Annotated in this window: 12 protein-coding genes and 2 pseudogenes; 4 read left to right on the plus strand and 10 right to left on the minus strand. The window is 39.0% G+C overall.

Features of this window, described 5'->3' with window-relative positions:
- Positions 1-178 precede the first annotated feature (178 nt).
- Together HXT48_RS04345 and HXT48_RS04350 are read left to right on the plus strand one after the other, a co-directional pair.
- Positions 179-1,519 carry a Na+/H+ antiporter family protein gene (locus HXT48_RS04345; RefSeq protein ID WP_174182803.1) on the plus strand — a complete coding sequence of 447 codons (1,341 nt, stop codon included), beginning with the start codon at positions 179-181 and terminating at the stop codon, positions 1,517-1,519.
- Between the two features lie 662 nt (positions 1,520-2,181).
- A complete protein-coding gene (locus HXT48_RS04350; protein ID WP_174182802.1) occupies positions 2,182-4,113 on the plus strand; it encodes a hypothetical protein in 1,932 nt (643 codons plus the stop codon).
- 201 nt (positions 4,114-4,314) lie between these two features.
- Here HXT48_RS04350 and HXT48_RS04355 read toward each other — a convergent pair whose 3' ends face one another.
- The 8 genes from HXT48_RS04355 to HXT48_RS04390 form a co-directional block, all read right to left on the minus strand.
- Positions 4,315-5,172, minus strand: coding sequence for a nucleotidyl transferase AbiEii/AbiGii toxin family protein (locus tag HXT48_RS04355; protein WP_421792989.1), 858 nt, complete (start codon positions 5,170-5,172; stop codon positions 4,315-4,317).
- Positions 5,169-5,759: a type IV toxin-antitoxin system AbiEi family antitoxin domain-containing protein gene (locus HXT48_RS04360; protein WP_012914017.1), complete on the minus strand. Its 591-nt coding sequence runs from the start codon at positions 5,757-5,759 to the stop codon at positions 5,169-5,171. The genes HXT48_RS04355 and HXT48_RS04360 overlap by 4 nt, the downstream gene beginning before the upstream one ends.
- A gap of 190 nt (positions 5,760-5,949) precedes the next feature.
- Positions 5,950-6,516 (minus strand): LemA family protein, encoded by a 567-nt coding sequence (locus HXT48_RS04365; protein WP_102155283.1) that lies wholly within the window; start codon positions 6,514-6,516, stop codon positions 5,950-5,952.
- 57 nt (positions 6,517-6,573) lie between these two features.
- Complete coding sequence (locus HXT48_RS04370) at positions 6,574-7,560, minus strand: DUF3137 domain-containing protein (protein WP_102155285.1); 987 nt, start codon at positions 7,558-7,560, stop codon at positions 6,574-6,576.
- 438 nt (positions 7,561-7,998) lie between these two features.
- Positions 7,999-9,765 carry an ABC transporter ATP-binding protein gene (locus HXT48_RS04375; RefSeq protein WP_415690058.1) on the minus strand — a complete coding sequence of 589 codons (1,767 nt, stop codon included), beginning with the start codon at positions 9,763-9,765 and terminating at the stop codon, positions 7,999-8,001.
- Between the two features lie 257 nt (positions 9,766-10,022).
- Positions 10,023-10,832 (minus strand): nucleoside phosphorylase, encoded by an 810-nt coding sequence (locus HXT48_RS04380; RefSeq protein WP_012914012.1) that lies wholly within the window; start codon positions 10,830-10,832, stop codon positions 10,023-10,025.
- 146 nt (positions 10,833-10,978) lie between these two features.
- Positions 10,979-11,401, minus strand: coding sequence for a GNAT family N-acetyltransferase (locus tag HXT48_RS04385; protein ID WP_102155289.1), 423 nt, complete (start codon positions 11,399-11,401; stop codon positions 10,979-10,981).
- Positions 11,402-11,891: 490 nt separating this feature from the next.
- Positions 11,892-13,481, minus strand: coding sequence for an InlB B-repeat-containing protein (locus HXT48_RS04390; protein ID WP_102155291.1), 1,590 nt, complete (start codon positions 13,479-13,481; stop codon positions 11,892-11,894).
- 982 nt (positions 13,482-14,463) lie between these two features.
- On the opposite strand from HXT48_RS04390, the pseudogene cysK reads away from it, so the two are divergent.
- Together cysK and HXT48_RS04400 are read left to right on the plus strand one after the other, a co-directional pair.
- Positions 14,464-15,395: pseudogene (gene cysK, locus HXT48_RS04395) on the plus strand (cysteine synthase A).
- Between the two features lie 127 nt (positions 15,396-15,522).
- Positions 15,523-16,362 (plus strand): annotated as a pseudogene (locus tag HXT48_RS04400) (serine O-acetyltransferase).
- Positions 16,363-16,528: 166 nt separating this feature from the next.
- Here HXT48_RS04400 and sstT read toward each other — a convergent pair.
- Complete coding sequence (gene sstT, locus HXT48_RS04405; protein WP_004110866.1) at positions 16,529-17,785, minus strand: serine/threonine transporter SstT; 1,257 nt, start codon at positions 17,783-17,785, stop codon at positions 16,529-16,531.
- A gap of 428 nt (positions 17,786-18,213) precedes the next feature.
- The gene (locus HXT48_RS04410) at positions 18,214-24,303 is read right to left on the minus strand and encodes a GA module (RefSeq protein ID WP_421792990.1); all 6,090 of its coding nucleotides are present in this window, start codon (positions 24,301-24,303) and stop codon (positions 18,214-18,216) included.
- Positions 24,304-24,334: the final 31 nt, after the last annotated feature.

The raw sequence follows: 24,334 nt of genomic DNA on the forward strand, positions 1-24,334 counted from the left end.
TATATTCACTCAAGAAACAAGTTGTAAACACTTCCATGCTATATTGTCTTTAATTACTAAATGTAAGAAATACATATGTAAGAATACGTATGCAAAAAATACAGACGTAAGCAATACGAAATAAAACGTATTGCTTCAAACAATATATTAAATTCAAGCATTTAAAGGGGTGAACGGCATGCTAAGTTTGCAAATTTTAAATATTATATTTAATCCGGTTATTGTGTCGGTTGTAGTGCTATGCGCACTTAGTCTTGCAAAACTTAATGTTTTGCTATCAATGATAGTAGCTTGCATTGCAGGTGGCATTGCCGGTCATCTTCCTCTTTTTGGTGACGGAAATCACACAATTATGGCTTTGCTTTGCGACGGTTTCTCCACCAACTCACAAACTGCGCTCGCCTACATTTTGCTTGGAACTTTTGCGGAAGCAATTACTGCAACAGGCTTAGCTCAAATTATTTCTAAAAAAATTAGCAAAATTATTGGCATGAAAAAGTACGCTCTACTTGCAGTACTAACTCTAATTGCGTGCATGTCTCAAAATATTGTGCCGGTTCATATTGCTTATATTCCTATTCTTATTCCGCCTATTTTGAGAGTTATGAATAAGATGAAGCTTGACCGCCGAGCTGCAGCATGCTGCACTGCTTTCGGTCTTGAAGTTCCGTATATTGCTATTCCATTTGGCTTTGGTCTTATTTTCCAAACTGTTATTGCTACGAATCTTTCTAAAAATGGCATGAAGGTTAGTGTTGCAGACGTTAGTGCTGTGAACTGGTATTTAGGTCTTGCAATGTTTGCATCACTACTTTTTGCTGTATTTGTGCTTTACAGAAAACCTCGCGAATACAAAACTACAGAAACTGACACTCGCGCAGCCGACGCCGTTGTCGGACCTCTTAAGAAACGCCACTACGTAACCATTCTCGCAATTATTGTTGTTGTAGTAGTGCAAGTTATCAGTAAAGATCTTTCGCTTTCGTCTATTGCAGGTCTTGCAACCATGATTATTTTTGGAGCAATAAAGTGGAATGACATTGACAATCAGCTTACTGGCGGCGTAAAACTCATGGGTCTTATTGCATTTGTGATGCTCATTGCGGGCGGATATGCTAACGTGATCCAAGCGACAGGAGGAGTTGAGGAGCTTGTAAACTTTGGCGTAGCTTCTATGGGACAGAACAAACTTGTTGCCGCATTTGTTATTACGCTTATTGGTTTGCTTGTGACTATGGGCATTGGCACTTCGTTTGGCACGGTTCCTATTCTTGCTGTTTTGTTCGTACCTCTTTGCCAGAGCATTGGTTTTAGCACTCCTGCAACGATTCTTCTTATGTCTTCCGCTGCAGCTCTTGGAGACGCAGGCTCCCCTGCTTCCGACACCACGCTCGGGCCTACTGCCGGCTTAAATGCGGACGGACAGCACAGTCACATTTGGGATACTTGCGTTCCAACATTCCTTATTTTCAACATTCCGCTTATGGTTGCAGGCATTGTAATATCGCAGTTTATTTAGCAGATTTCTTAAGATTAGATACTAAATATCTCATATTATTTAGCTAAATATTTAGTTGAATATTTAATAGAGATTAAGTATTTCGAAACGCAAAAGTGTTTATTGATAAAATTATCGATAAACACTTTTATTTTTTATCAAAAACATTATAATGTAACATGCAAATTTCGAATTTACAATATATTTATTGTATATTTCGAAATAAAATAAAATAAATTTATTTAGGTATCTAGTTAGATAGCTGATTAGGTAGTTGATTAGAGAGTTGGGTGTTTTATGAATAAGGCAGCGAAAATAATTCTGACTTCAACCATGATGGGTATTGCCACAGCAGCTTGCGCAGTATGCATGAGCCAAACAGCTTACGCTGCTAGTACTGATACAAATAACATAAAAACAACTACCCCCCCCCTGCCAATCTCACTAATCAAAATGATTTAGAAAATAGCACCAAAGCCAGCAATAATAAAGCTAACGAAAATAAAACTAGAAACGATAAAACAGAAGATAATAAATCTCGCGAAAATAAAGCCAGCATTGCAGAATACCGCGGTATAACTCCATCTACTACAACTACTACAACTGCTAAGACTACGGAAACAGAAGCTACAACAGAAAAAGCAGACTCTCAGGAAGAAACTGTTTCATATCCACAAATGACAGTGGCAGAACCAGGTGTAGCGGTTACCATCAAGCCAAAGTTCATGCGCGGCGATAAAGAGATTACGTTAGCTGAATCAAAGAAATACGGTCCTTGCCGAGATTCTTATGAGTATATACGCGTCGAATATAAGAACGGCGACAAATACGAACTTGCGTATGGCAGTGCTATAACGCGCTCTGAAGATTATAGCTACACGTTCAAATGGCGCACGAGCGCAGCTCGCGAACATCCTAACGCTACCATCCGCGTCACAGGACTTCGTATGTATGACAAGAACGGGAAGCAACTCCAAGAAGAGATTGTTCCAACATTTAAGACTGCAGGCTCGGAGAATCATAAGCCTGAGCCAAAGCCATTTGCGTTTGACAGGAACGAGCTGTCGGCAGCACTCGCAACCGATGCAAGTGGTGAATATGTTCGCTGGCGAGCAATAAATAATTCCACCAACTCTAACTCAGAACAAATGACTGCGTACAGTGATTATCTCAATTATGATCCTGATAAAAAAGTGTTGACTACAACTGCAAGCACGGAGCCGTTTAAGAATGAGAAGCAAGGTGTTGTTGCAAGGAAATACAACAATATCACCCTCAAGACCTTGAAAGCTGGCGAAACGGAACCTACGGCCGTAGACGGTATTAAAGAAACGCCGTGGTTTTTTAAGAACCAGCAGTATGCGAATATCTGGAACGAAATTAATCAAACGACAATTGGTTCGCATAATTTTAAGAGATCCAACATTGAACAAAGAATCGGTGGCAAGGGGCTAACTGGCCTGAAATACGACTTTGGAAAACAAGGCATCACTGGTACACCTACCATTACAGACTGGAAAGAAGGCGAAACAACTCGTACACTTACCATCTATATGGCAACAATTCGTAGGGGCGATGATGGCTCGGAAACTATGAGCTTAAGCATGTTTGAATGGCCAGTGAGTAATCCACAAGCAACTCCAGTTCTAGACCCTACGAAACCGCAGCCGCCACAATTTACTGATAGCACTAATAAATTGGCTGAAGGACTAGCCACTGATAAGAGTGGACAATATATACGCTGGCAAGTGACTAGTACCGATATGTATCGAGCAGCGGCATATAGCAACTATCTCAAATATGATCCCAATAACAACGTGCTAATCGCAGAACCGTGTACTATCCCATTTAGTAATGCTGAGAACAACCATAACGTTGTTGCAAGGAAATATACCAATATCACGCTCAAAATACTAAAGGCTGGCGAAACGGAACCTAAAGTTGTAAAGGACATTACAGAAACCCCGTGGTTCTTCAAATACAAAGAATATCAAGAAATTTTTAACGCGGTTACCAAAACTACAATTGGTTCAACAACTTATAGCGATCTGGCAGGAAACTATCATGAAGTAATGATTGGCGGTGATGGTTTAAGCGGCTTAACGTTCAATTTTGAAACTAAAACTGTTATCGGCACTCCTACCATCACAGACTGGAAGGAAGGCGAAACAAGTCGCACAATTCCTGTTTATAGAGTAGAGACTTGTCATGTACCGAATACATACACGAAAACTATGGGAATATCTGTGACGTATTTGACAGTAACGAGACCAAAGCCGGAACCGCCAAAACCGGAACCACCAAAACCACCTGTTGTTCCATCAACACCAAAACCGGAACCAGAACCAACTCCTGTTACAACTCCAGAGCCTAAGCCTGAGCCTATCCCAGTGCCTATAATTTCGGAACCGGAACCAGTGCCAACGCCAGTGACAGAACCAGAGCCAGAACAAGAAGAGACAACGGAAGAAGTACCAGCTCCACAAACACACGAACCGCTCGCACGCACCGGTTCTGCAACCTCAACCATTGCAGGTACTGGATTAGCATTCTTGCTGTCAGCCTTCGGCGCATTTTCGCTTAAACGCACGCGCATTGGCAAACACAGCAAGTAAAAACGCAACTAGCGAATAACACAAATGACTAATAAACGCCAGTCGAGTTGAATAAACTCCCTGGCGTTTATTTTTAAATACCAATCAACCAATCGCAAAGTAGCCAATCGCAAAGTAGCCAATCGCTGCAAATTTATAACGATTGACCACTAAGACAAGATTCCCGACGATTTAGAAAAGCCATTCAAATAATAAAATAACTTAAGCTACAACCTCATTATGAAATAACATCAAAAAGAAATTCATATCTTGCATTATTTCTTCCCAAGAAAGACTTTTAGCCCAAGGTGCTTTCCTTTGGTAATCCTTCCACTTTATTCTCATCACTTCACTATCTTTAATCCTATCGAAAATTTCATTCACGTTACTCAGTAAATAAAGGGTGTCTCTCGTTTGAGAAGTAGCGTAAAAAGCTTTAGCAATCTCTTCTTTCTTAAAGACATTATCTCCTTGAGACACTCTAAGAGCATGCAAATCATAAAAATCTCGCATTCTCGTGTTAAATTCTTCCCTCACAAGAATTGTTTGCAACTTTTCTGCTAAAATCGTTGCAATTGGATAAGTCAATAAAGAGATAGATTTTGAGAACATTAAAGGCAATTCTGCTTCCATAGCAGATGGAGTAATAGCATGCCCAGTTGAAATATCGATTTTGACAGGAGTTTTTGTACCATCAAAATCTGCAATTAGGCTAGCTCGAACCCCTGGATAGTCAGATTCTTGCATAATAGAATCAAGCGTTTGTAGCGTAAATTTAACACCATCATCGATATTGATAGATATTACATCTGATATAAAAATACGCACATCATCTTCACTAAGAGAAATATTTTGCATAGCTGTATCAATATCCATTGTTGTACGAAGATTTACGCCAACAAGATAAGAAATCAGCATTCCACCTTTTAGAACAAAATTGTCTTTATACCGCGAGCGGGAAACACGATCTAAAAAACGCTCCATCATATATACGCGCATTAGCACGCGAGGATCTACACCCTTTTGGAGTGCAACATTCTTTATTTTTGCTTTAAGCTGATTAGCATCCTTCATTCTCATAACAACACCCCCAAATATTGTGAAATCAACTTTGAAATCCTAAATTTTTTAGCGTAATCGCTTAGTATATCAAGTCGCTTATCCTTTCTTTTAACATAAGCTTTTAACGCACCAAATACCACCTGTGCATCTATTTGAGAACGAGAACGCAAAATATCGCAAATTGTGCGCTCTAAATCATAAGAAGGCACAAGATTACCTTCAAGCGACATAAGATTCGTCTTACCAATTCCTAAAAAATCTGGTCTTATATAAAACACTCTAACACCAGTCTTAATTAGACTACTTGCATTATAAGTTGACGGAACAGTCACTGTTAAAGAAGAAGGCTCTCTATCAGTCAAATTATGTAAAAGAAGTGCGGACTCATGTGAAAAAACAGCAACAGATGTGCGCTTTGACAATAAATTCATTTCATCATTCCACAAACTGCTGTTAACATAAACGCCTTTTGATACACGCTCTAAGCTCTCATCTTTAATAAATCGATAAACACTAGACGGGCTAATTCCAAGTTCTTTGATGACACTATCAATGCTTAAAACTTGCTTTTTCTCTATGTAATTGCGCAATTGATCTTTTAACATTTGCCCACCTACTTAATGACACGTTTACGCTGATTTAATATATTATATCAGCATAAACGTATCGAATGCGCAAGCAAATCGTAAAGTGCAAATAGCCAAACCACATTTAACCAAATCACAAAGTAGCCAATCACTGCAAATTCGCGGGCGATTGGCTACATTAGATATACCGTCTAGCTAAACATTTTCACTAGCTCAGTATGCTATCAATATTCTTCTTATTGATTAGATTATCTTCGTCAAGAAAAGCCATCTGCTTTATTCCGCTTAAGCTTGCAATAAGCGACACTGGGAAGGTAACGATATTTTGATTAAGAGTACTAATGTTACTATTTACGATTCTTTTTGCCGCCGCCAGCTGCTCATTTTCATCGTTTATTTCCTCTTGCAAGTTCAAAAACTGCTCAGAAGACTTTAATTCCGGATAAGCTTCCGCCAAAGCAAAAATCTTCCCTATTGCATGATTCTGATTTTTGATTACCGAACTAGAATCCGCTGATCCCAATCCTTCTCTTAAACTCACTAAATCCACTAAGGTTGTTTTTTCGTACTTTGCAAACGACTGCGCAACTTTAAGCATTTGGCAAATCGTATCATATCTTTTAGCGAGCGCAATATCAACGTTTTTCCGCGACTCTTCTATAATCACCCTATATTTTCTTAGCCTATTTAACGTGCCTATAAACCAAGCAATAAGCGCTATAAGCACTATTGCAACACAAATTAGCACAGTGTTCTTATCCATAACGTCACTCATAACGTCTCCTTTAGTTCTAGTATTTTCTAATTTTGCAATTCGCTAGTATTGCAATTTCTACTTTTGCAATTTTTCTCTAATTACGTTAATTATTTCGTAATACTCAGCCAAAACATCTCTAAATCTTGCATATTCTCTTGTTAAAGATAGGTTTTCTACTCCAGATTTTCCTGGAGCGCCGAATAAATACCAGCCAGAGTCAAAGGCTGCAATAATGTGCTCGCTATCTAGATATATGCAAACTCTCATTCTTTTTTGCAAATTATTCATTAGTTCTATAAAACTTGGATCTAATACCAGTTTTGTATAAAAATCGTCTGTAGAAAAGATTGAATACGAGTTGTTAAATTCAATGGATTCTGTTTGGACTTCGCTCTCCTCTTTTGTTTTTCTACCATAGTATCCATTTAATTTTTTCCCCATAAAGTTCTTTCCAGTAACTGGAACGATTCTAATATGACCATTTATATTGGTTTTTGCGTTTATTAATAAGACTTGCCCAACAAAATCCGTTTTTTTAACACTTTTTCCACTTTCACTTCTAGAAAAGTGTATTGCTTGCATATTTGAAAATTCTGTTCTGAATTCATCGCCAAAAATTATGTGTTTACTTGAATAATACTTACTAGATATTGGCAGAAGATTATCAAAAATGCTGCTGTCAATTCCTTCGGAATTGTTTAATACTGTTCCAGGCAGAATCACATTTAAAATCGGCGTTAAAACATTATCCGCATATAGCGCGTCTACATCAACCTTATTATTTACAAAAAACTTACCTGCAAAGCAAACAACAAAAACACCTACTATTAGCAAATAATATTTGTAACGAGAGTAATCAATATTTGGAAAATAGTTATACAAAGTGCCTAAAACCATTACTACCGGTATTAATGGAATTAAACGAATTGGATCAAAAGAGTTATTTTTTACGTCTTCTTTTAAAGCACTTAATTTTCCTTGTATTTGGGGAGATTGTTCTATTTGTGCGAGTCTGTTTAAAACTTCTGGATTTGTAAATACGCTACCATATTTTACATTCATGTCATCTCCCTTTTATAAATCACTCGTCATTTTTGACATATTTTGCGAATCACTATGCACAACGTTGTAGGATTTGAATTTACAGTATCATTGTTTGGGTTTGTCTGATTCTGATTACTTGAATCATAGTTACTCTGGTCATTAGTCATACTGATTAAACTGTTCCTTATATGCCTTTTCTCTAACTCTATACAATCTAAATTACACAAGATCATTAAATAAAAACAGATTTTGACTAAAATTTATTTTGCAAAATTTTAAAGCAAAGAAAGCACTGCAAGTAACAGCGTAATTCCTTAAAATGTAACTCAAAAGCAGGTTGCATTGCTGAGAAAGTGGCCAATTGCTGCAAATTCGCACTTAATGGCTACTAACACGGGCTCAGAATCTATTGCGCTAAATTGCACAGCGCATTGAAAGCAAACCAGCTCCACAGCCTCACATAGACACAGTGTAAAGCGAGTAGAAGTAAGCCTTCTGATTCATAAGCTCCTCAAAGCTTCCGCGCTCAATAAGCTCGCCGCTTTTCATCACAAGAATCTCATCATATTGCTTAAGCGAATTAGCATCCAAGCGGTGAGTTACCACAAGTCGAAGAATTCCTTGCAAATCCAAAATAGACTGCGTTACGTTCGCGCTCGTCTCGTTATCTAACGCGCTCGTTGCCTCATCAACCAGCAGAATCTCGGACTTTTTAAGCAAGCTTCGCGCAATAGCAATACGCTGCTTTTCGCCGCCAGAAAGATGACTACCATTCTCGCCACACTGATAATCCTTGCCTTTAGCAGCAATCAAATCATCCAAACCAGCCAAGTGAATCACGCGATTAACTTCCGCATTCGGGAACGGCTTAAAAAGCGTAATATTATCTAAAATCGAAGCATCAAACATAAACACAGACTGCTGCATAAGAGTAGTCTTATCGTAAAGCGAACTCTTGCTTACATTGCTAAGCTCGTGATTATTCAGCTTCACACTACCTTCATAATCCTTGTAGTATCCCATAAGCAGATTAATCAAACTACTCTTACCAGCTCCAGAAGGTCCTACTATTGCATAAGATTTTCCAGCTTGCAAAGTTAGATTTATATTTTTCAAGACTTTATGATCCAGGTCATAAGCGTACGAAACATCGCGCAAAACAACGCTTTTAATAGAATCGTCAATGATCTCGCCAGAATCTTCCTTAACATTACTCATATAATCAGCCATCTTGCTAATAAGCTTCTTAGCACCCTTCATCTCGCCAAGCATTTGCGGAAGACTTGCAATAGGCTGAAGCACGCCGTTCATCAAATTAGTGAAAGCTAACACCATTCCAGCAGTAATAACGCCAACATGAGCGTTAACCATCCAAGCGCCAACAAGCATCACGCCAAGCTGAGTCCCAAGACTTGAAATAGTACCAAGAGCAGAAACAGTAGTCATCGTTTTTTCGCGAAGATTCTTCGTATGCTCAAGCTCCATCGACTGATTCTGATAACGGTTAATAACCTCTTGCTCCGCCTTAAAACTCTTAATAACCGAAACGCCGTTCAAAACATCCTTCGTTAAGGCTGTATAAGACTCGTTCGACTTGGAAACCTGCTCCTCGCGAGTGGCAATTCCGTTAGCTGTAAGAATCGAGCACGCCATTGGAAGCACAGAAATAATAAGAGCAATAACAGTGAGCAATGGACTATAATAAATCATAAGAGCCAGAGAGCTTACAAGCATAAGAACGTCTTGAACAAAATCAAAAATCTTCTTCAAATACTTTTCTTGAATACGCTCACAATCATTAGTAAGTACAGAAAGATACGTGCCGGAATTCGCGAGCGAAAAATCACTATAACTCTTCTGTAAAAGCTTCTTGATAACAGACTCTTTATACTGATTCATTGCTTTTTCAAGAAAGCGAGGGTACGAGCTGCGCTTCAACGCGAAAATCAGGGAGATTGCCAGCATAAAGGAAACAACAAGCAGCAAAATAGTAGTTAAAGAGAAAGCTCCTTTACCTGCCATATAGTCGAAAATAATTTGCAAAATCCAAGAAATAGCAGTGTAAATCATAGACAAGGAAATAAAAACTATCATCGAAAGAAAAGCTACAAGCTTGTTTTCCTTGAAAAATAGTTTTACGTAATTTTTTACGTCGGGATGTAGTTTGGATGATTGCTGATTCGCGGGCGATTGCTGATTTGCTGTATTGTCAGTTTTGTTCATTCTCGCTACCTCTCACTTCCTTTATATCTATTTGCTATTCTTGCTATTTTTGCTATTTTTCGCTAATAGCATTTTCGCAGCTAGCATTTTCGCTTTCGAATTGCTAATCCACTCTCTACTAAGTATTGAAAGACACACTATCATACTTATCCTGATTGGTCATGCTTATCTGCTTGATAACACCTATAAATGCTTAAACACACTTATACGTAATGCTTACTAGAAATAATAAGCATAGAGTTAAAAAAAAAATCAAATTAAATACGCAACACCGCTTCAACACAAAGCTCAAGCGCATACGCTTTAGAATCCCCGCCCCAATTGCGCTCATCATAATTTTCAACATCGTGCAAAGTATCTGCAGTGTAAAGAATCTCACCCCAAACAATCTCACGCATTTGCGCACAAGCCGCTAAAGCAGAACACTCCATTTCAACAACCGCGCATCCCTCCTGCTTACGATTAGCAACTTTCGTCTTAGTCTCACGGAAGAACCCATCCGTAGTCCACGTTTTAACTTCATGATAAGGCAAATTATGCGCCTGCAAAGTTTGCAAAATAGCACGCCTCGAACGCTCTGAAACATCAACATAACGACTTGGAGGCAAATAATGATAAGAAGTCCCCTCATCCCTTAAAGCTTTATACGGAACCAGAAAAACGTTTTCCGCATAATCAACTAGCGACCCACAAGAACCAGCACTAACAACTTCCCTAACGCCGTAAGAAATCAACCAATCTAAGATCTGAACAGCAGCAGGAGCGCCAACTGGAGCTTGTACTAAGCAGATTTTTTGAGTTTCTTCTTCTACTTCGCTGTTTGCGTCTTCCTTTACTTTTTTCTCTACTTTTTCTTCCAAAACATATATTGGATATACTTTAGTTGCAGATTCAAAATTTGCTACAATCGTAGCTTTCCTACTTAAAGCATACTGATCGATTTCATCGCCTAAAAAAGCAAAAACCGCTTTAGATGGAAGCTGAACAGAAATATTATCGTGATTTGGTATAATAACCGCACTTTTATCGGAATCATACTCTAAAATCGGCAAATCATATTCTGCCATACAATCAGCTCCTTCATAAGATCAGCTCCATCCTACAAGCAACTCAATCCTATACACAAATACACGCATTAGCACACGAAAATCACAAAGTGGCCAATCTATGCAAATTCGCACTTAATGGCTACTAGAGAATCATATTTTCTGCATCATGTCCTGTCTTTTATAAAACCGCAGCAATCAATTTCTGAAAACTCAATAAAACCAACAGACTTATAAAAAGCAATAGTTTTTTCAGTGCAATCCGTGGTCAATTGAATTTGACGAACGTTAGGATAGCAATCCACAATCGCCTTTAACAAAGCAGACCCTATCCCCTGCCTTTGATACTCAGGCAAAACAAGAATATCCTGAATAAGAACAACCGTATATCCGTCGCCAACAGCTCTAGAAATGCCAATTAGCTCATCATTTTTATATGCAGCTAAAACCTTGAGTGAATTGTTAAAACCATTTTCCAAAGCAACTAAATCATCTGTGTACGCAGACCAACCAACGGAATCATACAACCTTAAAATATCTTTGCTATTATACTTTTCATACTCTTTTATTTGAACATCCGCTAAATTCATTGACAATAACACCTCCAAATATTGTGCAATCAACGTTGAAACCCTAAATTTTCTAGCGTAATCGCTCAGTATATCAAGTCGCCTATCTCTTCTTTTAACATAGGCCTTTAATGCGCTAAAGACAACCTGTGCATTTGTGTACCACTATAGCGCTTTGACCGAGATTGAAACCATTGGAATTTCAATTTCCTTCGATGCAAAAACTCACTTGGATTGGAAGTACTGTGAACTTCCAACGTGAGTTTCGTAAGAGATTTAACTAGCGAGATTCTCACCGAATTTGTTTACTTAGAGGGTACACAAGTAAACAAAAACAAGAGCACTTCCCCGAATTTGTTTACTTATCAGCCATATAAGTAAACAAAAACAAGCGTCAGTAAACAAAACGGCCTTAACTATCAACTAGTCAAGGCCGCCTCATTTACTTTATAAGACTTTACGAAGCCTTATAAAAGCGCGTAAAACTTCAACTTACGCAAGTAAACACTAGTTATCTTACGGATTTTGCTTCAAACACTCTCCTCAATCGCACAACAGCGAAACCAGCAATAGCAAAACCTAAAGCAGAAATCAACGCAACAACTGAAGCTGACTCACCAGTCTTAGGCATATCTGGAACATGCTTTTCAGTCTTATGCTCAACAATAGGAGATTTCACATATTCATGCGCTGTATTATGTTCATGCTCCGACTTAGGTGCATGAGATAGCTCTTGTTTAGTCTCCGGAGTTTGAGATTCAGGAACTGACAATGGATTCTCCATCCCTGATTCAGGCTCAAAAGGTGCAGGCAAAATTGGATCTGGAGTAGGTGCTGGTTTCAGATTCTTCGTAAAAATGGCATACACAGTCAAATCACTATTTACAAGCGTTGTTCCAGTAAATGCTTTACCTTTACCATCCGCCTTAGTATTCCACTCTTTAAACGTGTAGCCATCTTTAGTTGGATTCTTAGGCATTGACTGATCTTTTAACGCATCCGTATCAATAGCCTTACCAGTTTCCACCTTTACCGTTTGAGTCTTATCGCCGTTCTTGAAAGTAACCGTGCTTCGAATCTGCTTCCACTTGGCAGTAAACACAGTATTAGCATTCAAAGTATATTCTTCACCAGGCTTGTAAGTTTTACCAGCAGCATCTACCCAGTTTAAGAACTGATAATCTTCGCGCGTAGGAGCAGCTAACATTTTAATACTCTTACCTTGTCGTATTGCACCACTTTTCTCAGCTTTACCGTCAATAAAAGTGCCACCATTAGCATTAAACGAAACTTTCGCATTCCACTGTGCGCGAAGTAAAAATTGATAGTCGCCCCGAGGATCTAATTTCTCATCATTCCACTGCGGCACGTCACAACTGGTATCCGAAAATAGTGACTTCTTATTCCAGTAGTAGCGTTTGCCTGCCATGTTATGATTCTGATAATATTCAATATCAGGAAGCTCGGTATACCATCCGCCAAACACCAAATTCTTTTTTGCAGGGTCAGCTGGGAAATCAACCGTATTATCCGTTTTTACAGTATTGACGATTGGATCCGTCTTACCTTCAATATTTCCGCCCTTAAGATCGAATTTCACGTTCAATTTTCCAAACGAAATTCGCAGAGGTATGGGCTTACCATCGTCGAGTTTATACGTAACGGTGAATTTAGAGTAGCCCTTTGCTGGAATATATGTGCGATCCGTATCATGAGAAAGATGATAACCCACGGGAATTTTATCAGTATCAATCGTTATTGTTAATTTTTCTCCTATCGCAAAATCGCCAACAAACCGCTGAAAGTTAGATTGCAGATTCTTCTTAACATCAATTTTCTTTCCGTTTTCATCCTCAACGGTTATTGGAAGATTTTCCCACATGCTTTCAATGTTTTTGTCAATCTGTCCTTTACCACCTGGATGCGTGTGGCCATACCCAGGGTCCAAAGCGATATCCATATCGAGTGAAAGCGGATATTTCTTGACTTCTGCAGTTCCCTTATCAGCAGCCTGTGCAGTCACTGTTCCAGCAAAAAGTCCAATCGTAGCTACAAAAGCAACTGCTAGACTAATAACTTTTTTTATTATTTTATTATTCATTTTTTATTTCCAGCCAAACTAACTATTATCGTAACAATAATTTTTATTAAATTTCGAAAATTTATATAGTGCAAACGCAAAACCAAAAATGCGTGTAAATATGCAGAACCACTAACCTATTTCAATACAAAATAAACAATGTATAGAGTGGTGAGACGATAAAAATTATGTTACGAAAAAGACAGCATCACGCTGTCTGTCTGTCTGTCTGTCTGTCTGTCTGTCTGTCTGTCTGTCTGTCTGTCTGTCTGTCTGTCTGTCTGTCTGTCTGTCGAGGATTATATTTTTCATGATCTCAGTTTGTCAACTTCCGTACCGAATTAACACGCCAATTATAACAAACAAACTTAGCAAATTCCAGTATAAGATAACTCACAAATAAACTATCAAATCTGCTAAACAACCAACTCTCAAAAGCAACAATAACGAAGATACATGAAAGTAACATATAATTTCTTAAAATTAAGTTTGGCAAACATAAAATAGGATCATAAAGCACAAATTAAGATTAGCGAACTTAAATTAAGTTTGACAAACGCAAATCCATTCGCTATAGTCATCGCCTATCACCATTTCGACGAGTAAAGGAGTGCACATGTATCATACAAATATGATGACAAACTGTTGTTGTGACGTATGCTGTTGCGCATTTCTTAATCGAAATGATGTTTGCAAGCACTAAATATGCATAACATCTAGCCTGTGTTAAAAGCATTTACGTTAGAACACAGCAAATTACGATTTAAGAAACAGCGCGCTGTTTCTTTTTTTTATGCCAAAATTCGAATATAAAACGTTGAAAAGATAACAATTTAATACGGATTAGATATTAAACAGATAAATGGCATTTTTAGAAACAACTAATAAACAACAATCTCTTTATTAATAAAAAATTATTTTTTAAAAATTAAAAATAAACAAAATTAAACAAATTAAATTAAACAAAACAAACAAGTAAAACAAACAAGTAAGGGGAAATATTATGTCCAACATCTACAAGTCCGTGCAAGAACTCGTAGGCCACACTCCACTTCTGGAGCTTACTCACATTGAAAAAGAGTACAATCTTCAAGCAAAAATCCTCGTAAAACTCGAATACTTCAACCCAGCAGGTTCCGTAAAAGACCGCATCGCAAAGCAGATGATTGAAGAAGCAGAAGCCGCAGGCACGATTAAACAAGGCTCAGTAATTGTTGAGCCAACTTCTGGAAATACTGGCATTGGTCTTTCAATGATTGCGCAAACAAAAGGATACAAAAGCATTATTGTAATGCCAGAAAGCATGTCTATTGAACGTCGAAAACTCATGAAAGCTTACGGCTCCGAACTCGTGCTCACACCTGCTGCAGAAGGAATGAAAGGCGCAATTGCCAAAGCGAAGGAAATCGTTGAAAGCACGCCAAATGCGTGGACTCCAGGACAGTTTACCAATCAAGCAAATGTGCACGCGCACTACAACACAACTGGTCCAGAAATTTGGCAAGACACTGACGGAAACGTGGATATGCTTATTGCAGGCGTTGGAACAGGCGGCACAATCACTGGTACTGGCACATACTTAAAAGAGCAAAATCCGCATCTTGAAGTAATCGCAGTAGAACCAGCCGACTCCCCTGTGCTCGCAGGCGGAAAACCAGGAGCGCACAAGATTCAAGGAATCGGCGCAGGATTCGTGCCAGATGTGCTCAACAAAAACATTTATAATCGCATTGTTCACGTAACAAATGAAGACGCAATCGAAAACGGCAAGCTTATAAGCAAAAAGAAGGCGTCCTCGTTGGTATTTCTTCCGGAGCTGCGATTTGGACAGCAATCCAAGAAGCAAAAAGAGAAGAAAATAGTGGCAAAACCATAGTTGCAATACTGCCAGATTCAGGAGATCGATACTTGTCTACCGCATTATTTGAAGACTAAATACATTTAGGAGTACTACTTTAAATACGCAAGTTTTGATTAAATAATATGTGCAAATATTAATTAGTAATTAAAACGAGAAAATAAAGAAAATAAAGAAGACAAGGAAAATACTGGAGATTAATGTATGAATGAGCATCTTGACCTTATAAACAAACTCAACTCAATTCATGATTCTGACATAAGGCAAGCTACATTCATACCTAACTATCACAATATTATTGCGCTCATACATGCAACTCAGGTGTTACTTTTGCCTGAGTTGCATGCACGCAATGTAAGTAACGATACTGCGCAACTCAATGCCACTTTGAATACCGTTACTTCAAACGCGTTAGACACTATAGAACGCATTATATTCCACGAACTTCAATCCTATACAAGCAACTCAATTAAAATTCAAGAAACTTGCAATCAATTCATACATAAACTTCCTGCAATTAAAAAGTTACTTTTAACAGATATTCAAGCAATATATGAAGGCGATCCTGCTTGCACAAGCAAAGTAGAAGTCACGCTCGCATACCCTGGTTTTTACGCAATGCTTATTCACCGCACAGCTCACGCACTCTACGAGCTTAACGTGCCACTAATTCCTAGACTTATGAGCGAATATGCTCACAGAAAAACCGGAATTGACATTCATCCAGGAGCAAAAATTGGTGCATATTTTTGCATTGATCACGGAACTGGCATTGTAATCGGCGAAACAACTATAATCGGCGAGCATGTTAAGCTTTACCAAGGAGTAACGCTTGGTGCGAAAAGCTTTGCGCTAGACGAGGATGGAAATCCTGTAAAAGGCGGAAAGTGACACCCGAATATTGGAGACAACGTAGTAATTTACGCAAATGCTACTATTCTTGGCGGCGAAACAACAATCGGAAGCGGAAGTATAATCGCAGCAAACGCGTGGATAAACCGCAGTATTCCTGCAAACACAACCTACCACTTCCCTAAAGCCTAATGCGCGCTAAAAATACCGATTCCACTTCTACTATTTTATTTGAACATCTGCTAGATTCATTTACAATAAACATCCAAATATAATAAAAGTGCGCGATCTAAAACGTAAAAACGGAAGAACACGCACTAGCAAGAATACTTAGCAAAAACTAGCAACAGCAGAACATCTACTTTTTAAGTTGCACAGTCTCGTGATCCTTGCCCATTTTGAATTCAATACCTGCACGCTGCCACATGCGATATTCGCCAACCGCAGTAAAGAGAACATCCGTGGAAGAGTTAAGTGCAGTTTCGCAAGAATCCTGAATAACGCCAATAATAAGACCAATAGCAACTACTTGCATAGCGATATCATTTGAAATACCAAACGACGAGCATGCAAGAGGTATAAGCAAAAGCGAACCACCAGCTACACCAGATGCTCCTGCAGCAGAAACTGCAGAAAGCACAGAAAGAATCACAGCCGTTGGAATATCAACGCGAATACCAAGCGTGTGAGCAGCGCACAAAGACATGATAGAAATAGTTATAGCAGCTCCGCTCATATTAATAGTTGAGCCAAGCGGTATTGAAACAGAGTAATTATCTTTGTTAAAGCCAAGTTTTTCACACAAATTCATATTCACAGGAATATTTGCAGCAGAAGAACGCATGAAGAACGCTGTAACACCCGAATCGCGCAAAGTTCTAAAAACAAGAGGATACGGATTCTTACGTGTAAGCACGAAAACCAAAATAGGATTAAGAATCAAAGCAACAACAGCCATAGTACCTACTAACAAAGCAATAACGAAACCATACTCACTAAAAATACGAAGACCATTACTTGCAACTGTTGTATAAACAAGACCCATAATGCCAAAAGGTGCTGCGTTAATAATCCAGTGGACAATTTTTCCAATAGCAGACGAAACGTTATCGAAAAATGCTTTGGTAGAAGGCTCAGCCAAGCGTAACGCAACACCGAAAGCAATCGCCCAGAAAAGGATACCAATAAAGTTACCTTTAACGAGAGCATCTACAGGATTAACAACAATATTTAGCACAAGTGAATTAAGCACCTCACCAATTCCTTGAGGAGACGGCGAAGACGCTGCTGCAACATGAGCAAAAGTAAAATCAACAGGGAAAATCATAGCCGCACATACAGCTACAAGGCTTGCAGTAAACGTAGATAGCGCGTACAGCCCTATTACCACTTTCATGTTGCCAACACTTTTTGCTTGCGCAAGTGCACCAATAACTAGGCAAAATACCAAAATTGGCGCAACAGATTTAAGCGCACTGACAAAAAGCTTCCCCATAAGATCTAGCACATAGACGTGAGCTGGCACAAAAATACCAAGCACAGCACCGAGAAAAAGACCAATTACAATGCGTAAAATAAGGTCAATGTTATTCCATTTTTGAACAATCTTGTGCATGAGAGTCTCCTGTATAGTAATTTGTGCAGAATATTTTATACTCTTTTATTTGTATTCATACTCGCAAGATTTTCTATTTTTACATATTATACGCATATATGCATACATATGCAAATCGTTAAGGTTTAATGTTTCGATGTTTCAATAACTTAGCAACTCAGTGACTAAACGCTTCAATAAGTGCTTTGTAAGCAAGATAACTCTTAAAATATAGTAAGCAACAATAACTTCCCATGTAATCGCAAATTAAAATAGCAAAATGCCTCACTTTGCGTAGTAAAGAAAGACGCAAAGTGAGGCACATTTTACATTAACTTCATTATGCTAATTAACTCAATACTCAGCAAACTTACTGAATACAATTAAGCAAACATTAAACAGCTCTAAAACTAGCTGATCTGCAATAACCAGACCAGCTAGCAAATATTCTACTTATTACTGTGACGAGAAGTACCACGACGCTTAGCTGAGAAAAGCGCAGCACCAGCAGCACTAAGAGTTGCAGCAAACAAGCCAAACACAGACACGTCACTACCAGTCTTACTAAGCTGAGCAACACTACCACTCTTCAACACCTGAGCGCGCACAGAAGCACGAACCTCAGCCGCATGAGCCTTAGCAGACGCCAAAGCCTTACGAGCAGCAGAAAGCTTCTTAGCCGCAGCATCAACCTGAGCCTGAGTTGCGTTAGGATCAGCAGCAACCTTCTTAGCTTCAGCCAATGCCTTCTTATACACATCCAAATCAGGAGCTTCACCAAGCAAGTAGGCAAACGACTTGCTAAAGTGAGAATCATCATCAACTTCAGCTTGCAATACCGTCTTATTAACACCATTCAAAGCATCTTTAGCATTCTTAAGACTCTTTAACGCAGTATTAACAAGAGCTTGACGATCTGCTTGAGACTTAGCAGCAACTTCCACACCCTGACCAGCAGGATCAGCTAGCTTAGATATAAGCTCCTTCGCATCTTGCAAAGCCTTATTATATGCTTGCTGCTTTTCAGCAGTATCATACACGTACTTTACAGATTCTTTCACACTATTCTCAAGAGCAATCTCAGCTTGCAAATCAGCAATATCAACACCATTTAGTGCAGCAGCTGCGGTTTGAAGTTGCTGTAGCGCATCATTAACAGCAGTCTGCTTCTGCTCAGGATTATTCGTTGATTGAGCATCCTTCGCATCAGCAAGAGTAGACTCAGCAGCAGCAAGAGCAGTATCATACGCAGATTTCTTATCCTGAACAGCATTTGTATACTGTACGGACTTCTTCAAAGAATCAGCTTTGTCAACTTCAGCCTGTAACTTAGACGTATCTACAGTTCCATTAAGAGCACTAGAAGCAGTTTCAAGCTTAGTCTTAGCATCGTTGATTTCTTGCTCAGTCTTGCCCTGAGGATTCTTCAAGATATCTTGAGCAGCTTGCAAAGCCTGATCAAACGCAGTCTTCGTAGTATCAGGAGCATTCATGTAAGCAATAGTCTTCTTCTTCGACTCGGCAGCAGTTACAACCGTCTGCAAAGTAGAGATATCGTGACCGTCCAAACCAGTAACAGCATTTGTAAGAGCAGTGATAGCGTTAGTAATCTCACCTGCTGTTGCACCAGCTTTCTTTACAATACCTTCTGCAGAGGTTATAGCATTGTCAAGAGCAGCTTGCTTAGCAGCAGAAGCATTCTTATAAGAAGCATCATTCTTCTTACCTTTTGCTTCTGCGAGCTTTGCTACCAATTGAGACTTGTCGTTACCGTCAAGTTCATTAACAGCCTTAGTAAGCGCAGTCAACGCAGTATTAACAGCTTGCTGCTTCTGCTCAGGAGTCTTAGTAGACTTAGCATTCTTAGCTTCAGTAATAGCAGACTCAGCCTGTTGCAAAGCCTTATCAAACGCAGACTTCTTTGCTTCAGAAGCATTCTCATACTTATATGCGTCCTGAGACTTAGGAGTAGTAACACCGGTCAACTTCTTAGCATTATCAACAGCCGTCTGAAGCTCAGCTGTATTAACCATTCCATCAAGACCGCTTATTGCAGTATTCAAGTTATTCAAAGCTGTGCTGATTTCAGAATCAGTGTGACCGTGAGGAGTCTTAACAAGATCTTCGGCAGTCTTCAAAGCATCATCAAGAGCCTTTTTCTTCACAGCAGTACCATTCTTGTAAACAACTTCTTGCTGCTTAGCTTTTGCATTGGCGATAGCAGTCTGCAACTTACTCACGTCATTACCGTCAAGATTTTGAACAGCCTTAGTAAGCGCAGTCAACGCATCATTAACAGCTTGCTGCTTCTGCTCAGGAGACTTCTGAGACTGATCGCTCTTAGCTTCAGTAAGAGCGGACTCAGCCTGTTGCAAAGCTGTATCAAACGCAGACTTCTTTGCTTCAGAAGCATTCTCATACTTAGCATCGCCAGCAGATTGAGGGTTAGTTGACTTCTTCAGCTTCTTAGCCTCAGAAACTTTCTGCTCAAGTTCAGTTGTATTAACTTTGCCATCAAGAGCAGCCTTAGCAGAATTGATAGCATTAACAGCTTGAGTCACTCGCTCAACAGTTGCATTAGCATCAGTAAGCACTGACTTACCATCAGTAATAGCTTTATCATAAGTAGTTTGCTTACTCTTATCTGCATTAATGTAAACAATAGTCTTCTTGAAGCCAGTGTCACCGTTAATAAGTTCTTGCAGCGCAGACTTATCAACAGTTTTGCCACCGAGATCCTTAACAGCTTTTTCTAATGCGTTCTTAATATTGTCAACTTCATCAGCAGTCTTGTTCTCAGCCGAATCAGTCTTAACAAGATCTTCCGCAGCCTTTAACGCACTGTCAAAAGCAGTCTTCTTATTATCCTTATAATCAGGCTTTGCTGTAAGAGTAGACTTCTGACCATTAACAAGAGTCACAAGATCCTTGAGCGACTTCATCTTGCCATCAAGCTCTTTAGCCTTAGTAACAACAGCAGTGATAGCGGTCTTGACCTTCTCAATAGTCTTCATATTCTCATTGGTCGGGTCAGTTTCAATATCATCAATCTCTGCTTTAAGCGCATCCTTCTGAGCTTTGTTAAGATTGGTGAGCTTATCTACTTCAGATTCAGCATCCTTCTTAGCTTTCTTTAGCTCAGCTTCCTCAAGAATACCCTCAACTTCTCGCAAATCCTTAGCATTCTCAATGCGACCGGTTAAACCATTGGCTTCTTGCTCAGTAATATCACCTTTCTGCTTCAGATCAGCAATCTTCTTCTTAGCATCAGCTTTAGCATCCTCAAACTCAGCATTGTTGAGAATCTCTGCAACTTTATCAAGATCTTTAGCGTTATCAATGTCACCCTGATACTTCTGCTTATCTTGTTCGCTGAGATTAGTCAACTCACCAATCTTCTTCTTAGCATCAGTCTTAGCGTTATTAAGACCATCATTATTACTGTTATCAGCAGCAGTCTGATTCTGAGTGCCCTTTAGTTTAGCAGCATCTTTGGCTTTATTTACACCATCAGTATCCTGAGCTTCATTAACTTGCTGAATAAACTGCTCTTTCCAATCAGGCTTGAGTTTATCATTCCCGTTAATTTCATTAATAGCAGCCTGTTTTTGCTTCTCAAGCTCAGCTTTCTTCTTAGCTTCTTCAGCCTTGCCTGTGTCTTGCTGCTCCTGTTGATTCTGCTTCGTTACCTCGCCATCAACCTTCGCATCATCTTTCTGCTGCTGCTGTTGCTTTTCCTGCTCAGCCTGCTGATCAGCTTGTTGCTGCTTTTGATCAGCTTCCTTTTGCTTCTTTTGATCCTGATCCTTTTGGAACTCGTTTATCTTCTCACGAATCTTTTCAGGATCAGTCTCATTACCAATCTTCTTTTCAAGCTCTTTCTTAGTTTTCTCAGCTAAGCCACTAGTAGCATTCTCAATCTGCTTCTGAGCATCTTTCTTTTTCTTCTCATCTTTACCATGCTCATCAGCAGACTTAATAATCTTGTCTACATCTTCTGGCTTAGTGATCTTGTTAATATCGTTCTGATGATCTTTCTTGAACTTATCAATCTCATCCTTACTCAAGCCATGCTTCTGAAGAATCTTGTCAATAAGATCCTCAGCTTCCTTCTTAAGCGCTTCAGGATTAGGAGCGGCAGCATTAGATACAAAACAATCATCTGCAGAAAGAATGATTATTGTTTTTGGACCATAATTATCATTCTTTTTTATTTCAAACCCAGAACCACCTTCATAAATAGAGACAATATTATAGTTATTCCAAGACCCATCAGATAAAGTTAAATTAGAATTGTTATTTTCCCATTTATTTGAGAAATTATAGAGTTTCATTCCTCCAGAAGATTTTGGATCAGAAGAATGGAACATACCCATAAGATCAGGATTACTATTAATGAATTGATCCGTTATTGGATTACTGACATCCTTAGACTTCCAGTTATCTCTAATAAACTGTCGGGCAAAACTATTCCAATCAGCAGTCACTGGTTTATTTTTATCCTTAATGACAATCTTAGTAATGTTGTACTTGTACCCATTACTATTTTTTGTTTCAGTTTTTGGCTTTTCTGGATTCCCCTTGGTGTATACCAACTCAGAATAGTCGAAGGTAGAAGTTGAATCATCATTAAACTTAACAGTCATAGTATGCTTAGCATCATCAAACGTAATCGCCGTATTTTCATTACTGCCTTTTAGTTTGCTTTGAAGACCACTATTGGCTGTTAAGATGGCTTGCCTAATAGTTGACTGTTCATTGGTTTGAATTGCCTTAGCATCTTTTACAGCTGTACGAGCTGGAAGCGTAATGTAAGTGGTCTCATTAAGCTTCTTCGCTTGATACACCAGCTTGTTGCCATCGAGCTTATCAGTAGATGGAAAATCAGCAGTATTATCTTTATAAGTGATAGTTACGTTGCCTTTATTATCTACTGTAATAGATTTCTTAGCTTCTTCTAGATTGTTAGGCTTACCAATTGCATCTATGAAGTCAGATTTATTTTTATTTGCTTCATAAACTTTCTTCACAAGTTCCGTCTGCTCATTCACAGTCAACCCTTGTGGATTTCCAACTGCCATTGGCACTGGATAGTACGGCGTAAACTTATCCGCAAGTAAACGCTGCTTCTTTACAAGATACTTGCCTTCAAGCTTTTTAGTTGAAGGAGCGCCAATCTTATCAGTGAAAGTAATAGTCGCATTGCCACTAGCATCAACAGTCAAATCTTTAATATGCTTACCAGTATTAGCTGCTAAAATAGCATTCTTTACAGCTTGTTTCTCTTCCTTGCTTAATTGAGAAATATTTTTAACAGGAGTTAAATTGGTAGGATAGTTAATTTTCACCTTATCAGCAAAAGGAATATAACGCTTAGTCAGATTCTCCTTAGAAATAGTATCCGTAGAGTTATCCTTGTATGTTACCGTTGCGCTACCATCGTTATTGACTTTTACAGCCTTTTTGAAAGCCTCTTCAGTTTGAGTCTGTTCCATACCTTTAAGCTTTTTCAGCACATCGGTATTACTCTTATTAGCATTCCACAGCTTTGTAAGAACAGCCTTTTTCTCATCTTCTGAAAGATTATTTCCATATGTCGAAGAATCAACTTCTACTTTATCTGTAGGATAAGTAAGTTCCAATTCTTGTGAGTATTTTGGCAACGTCGGCGCAAGCGCAACCTTACCAGCAGTGTAATGCCAGTTGCCCATCACCTGGTACACACCTGCAGCAAATTTCAAAGGCTTCGTTTTATCATTCAGTTTAATAACGAAGCTAATCTTAGACTTTCTATTGCCTCTACTCTCCCAGTTAATAATCAAGGCACTAGTAGCGTCCTTATATTCCCTAGAAGTACCGAGAGTATTACCAGATTCGTCATAACCACCGGCTTCACCGGTCATTCTTTCCCAGTTATTCTTAAATTCAGTGCCTTGCTCTTTATTATTATCAAACCAGAAACGGCTGACAGACTGATTCCAAGACTCCTTTGTATATGTTGCACCTGTTTGTTGAGAAGACGAATCACCAGTCAACTGTTCATCTTTGTACAAAGTAATTTTATTATCTACAATGTCAACACCCTTAGGCACACTCGCCCACCAGAATGGTCGACCACCCCACCATTCACCCTGAGAATTAAACTGGTACTCAACCTTATAATATTGTCCGTAAGTTTTTCTGTCTGCTGTTTCCTTATTATCGTTTTGTTTTTCATCGCATGGCACTAGTTTAATATCCACATACCTCTGCGCCTTTGTAGAAGAATCGCGATTCGCATACCTATAGCTACCATCAGGAAGATTAAAACCATTAGCCCAAGCTTGATGAGTTGGCAAACCAGCACCACAAGCAAGCAAGCTTGCCAATGTTGCAGTCACAGCAATTTTCGGTAAACGTGAAACCGCATACGACTTACATGCTTCTAAACGAGTTCCACTTATCTCTTTCGCCATTGAACGAAGTGTACTCGGCTTCAAATACGCGTAATTCTTAGACACATGTAAAGCATTTTTAGCAGCTTGTGTTTTCTTAACCATTAACAGTCCTCACTTATATATTTTCTCTTCA

Origin of the sequence: Gardnerella sp. KA00127 (assembly GCF_049244125.1) — a bacterium.
Lineage (GTDB): Bacteria > Actinomycetota > Actinomycetes > Actinomycetales > Bifidobacteriaceae > Bifidobacterium > Bifidobacterium swidsinskii.

What these genes read in the sequence shown, in the direction of transcription:
- HXT48_RS04345 (WP_174182803.1), top strand. Translation starts at nt 179, where the DNA reads ATGCTAAGTTTGCAAATTTTAAATATTATATTTAATCCGGTTATTGTG.
- HXT48_RS04355 (WP_421792989.1), bottom strand. Translation starts at nt 5,172, where the DNA reads ATGAGAATGAAGGATGCTAATCAGCTTAAAGCAAAAATAAAGAATGTT.
- HXT48_RS04360 (WP_012914017.1), bottom strand. Translation starts at nt 5,759, where the DNA reads ATGTTAAAAGATCAATTGCGCAATTACATAGAGAAAAAGCAAGTTTTA.
- HXT48_RS04365 (WP_102155283.1), bottom strand. Translation starts at nt 6,516, where the DNA reads ATGAGTGACGTTATGGATAAGAACACTGTGCTAATTTGTGTTGCAATA.
- HXT48_RS04370 (WP_102155285.1), bottom strand. Translation starts at nt 7,560, where the DNA reads ATGAATGTAAAATATGGTAGCGTATTTACAAATCCAGAAGTTTTAAAC.
- HXT48_RS04375 (WP_415690058.1), bottom strand. Translation starts at nt 9,765, where the DNA reads ATGAACAAAACTGACAATACAGCAAATCAGCAATCGCCCGCGAATCAG.
- HXT48_RS04380 (WP_012914012.1), bottom strand. Translation starts at nt 10,832, where the DNA reads ATGGCAGAATATGATTTGCCGATTTTAGAGTATGATTCCGATAAAAGT.
- HXT48_RS04385 (WP_102155289.1), bottom strand. Translation starts at nt 11,401, where the DNA reads ATGAATTTAGCGGATGTTCAAATAAAAGAGTATGAAAAGTATAATAGC.
- HXT48_RS04390 (WP_102155291.1), bottom strand. Translation starts at nt 13,481, where the DNA reads ATGAATAATAAAATAATAAAAAAAGTTATTAGTCTAGCAGTTGCTTTT.
- sstT (WP_004110866.1), bottom strand. Translation starts at nt 17,785, where the DNA reads ATGCACAAGATTGTTCAAAAATGGAATAACATTGACCTTATTTTACGC.
- HXT48_RS04410 (WP_421792990.1), bottom strand. Translation starts at nt 24,303, where the DNA reads ATGGTTAAGAAAACACAAGCTGCTAAAAATGCTTTACATGTGTCTAAG.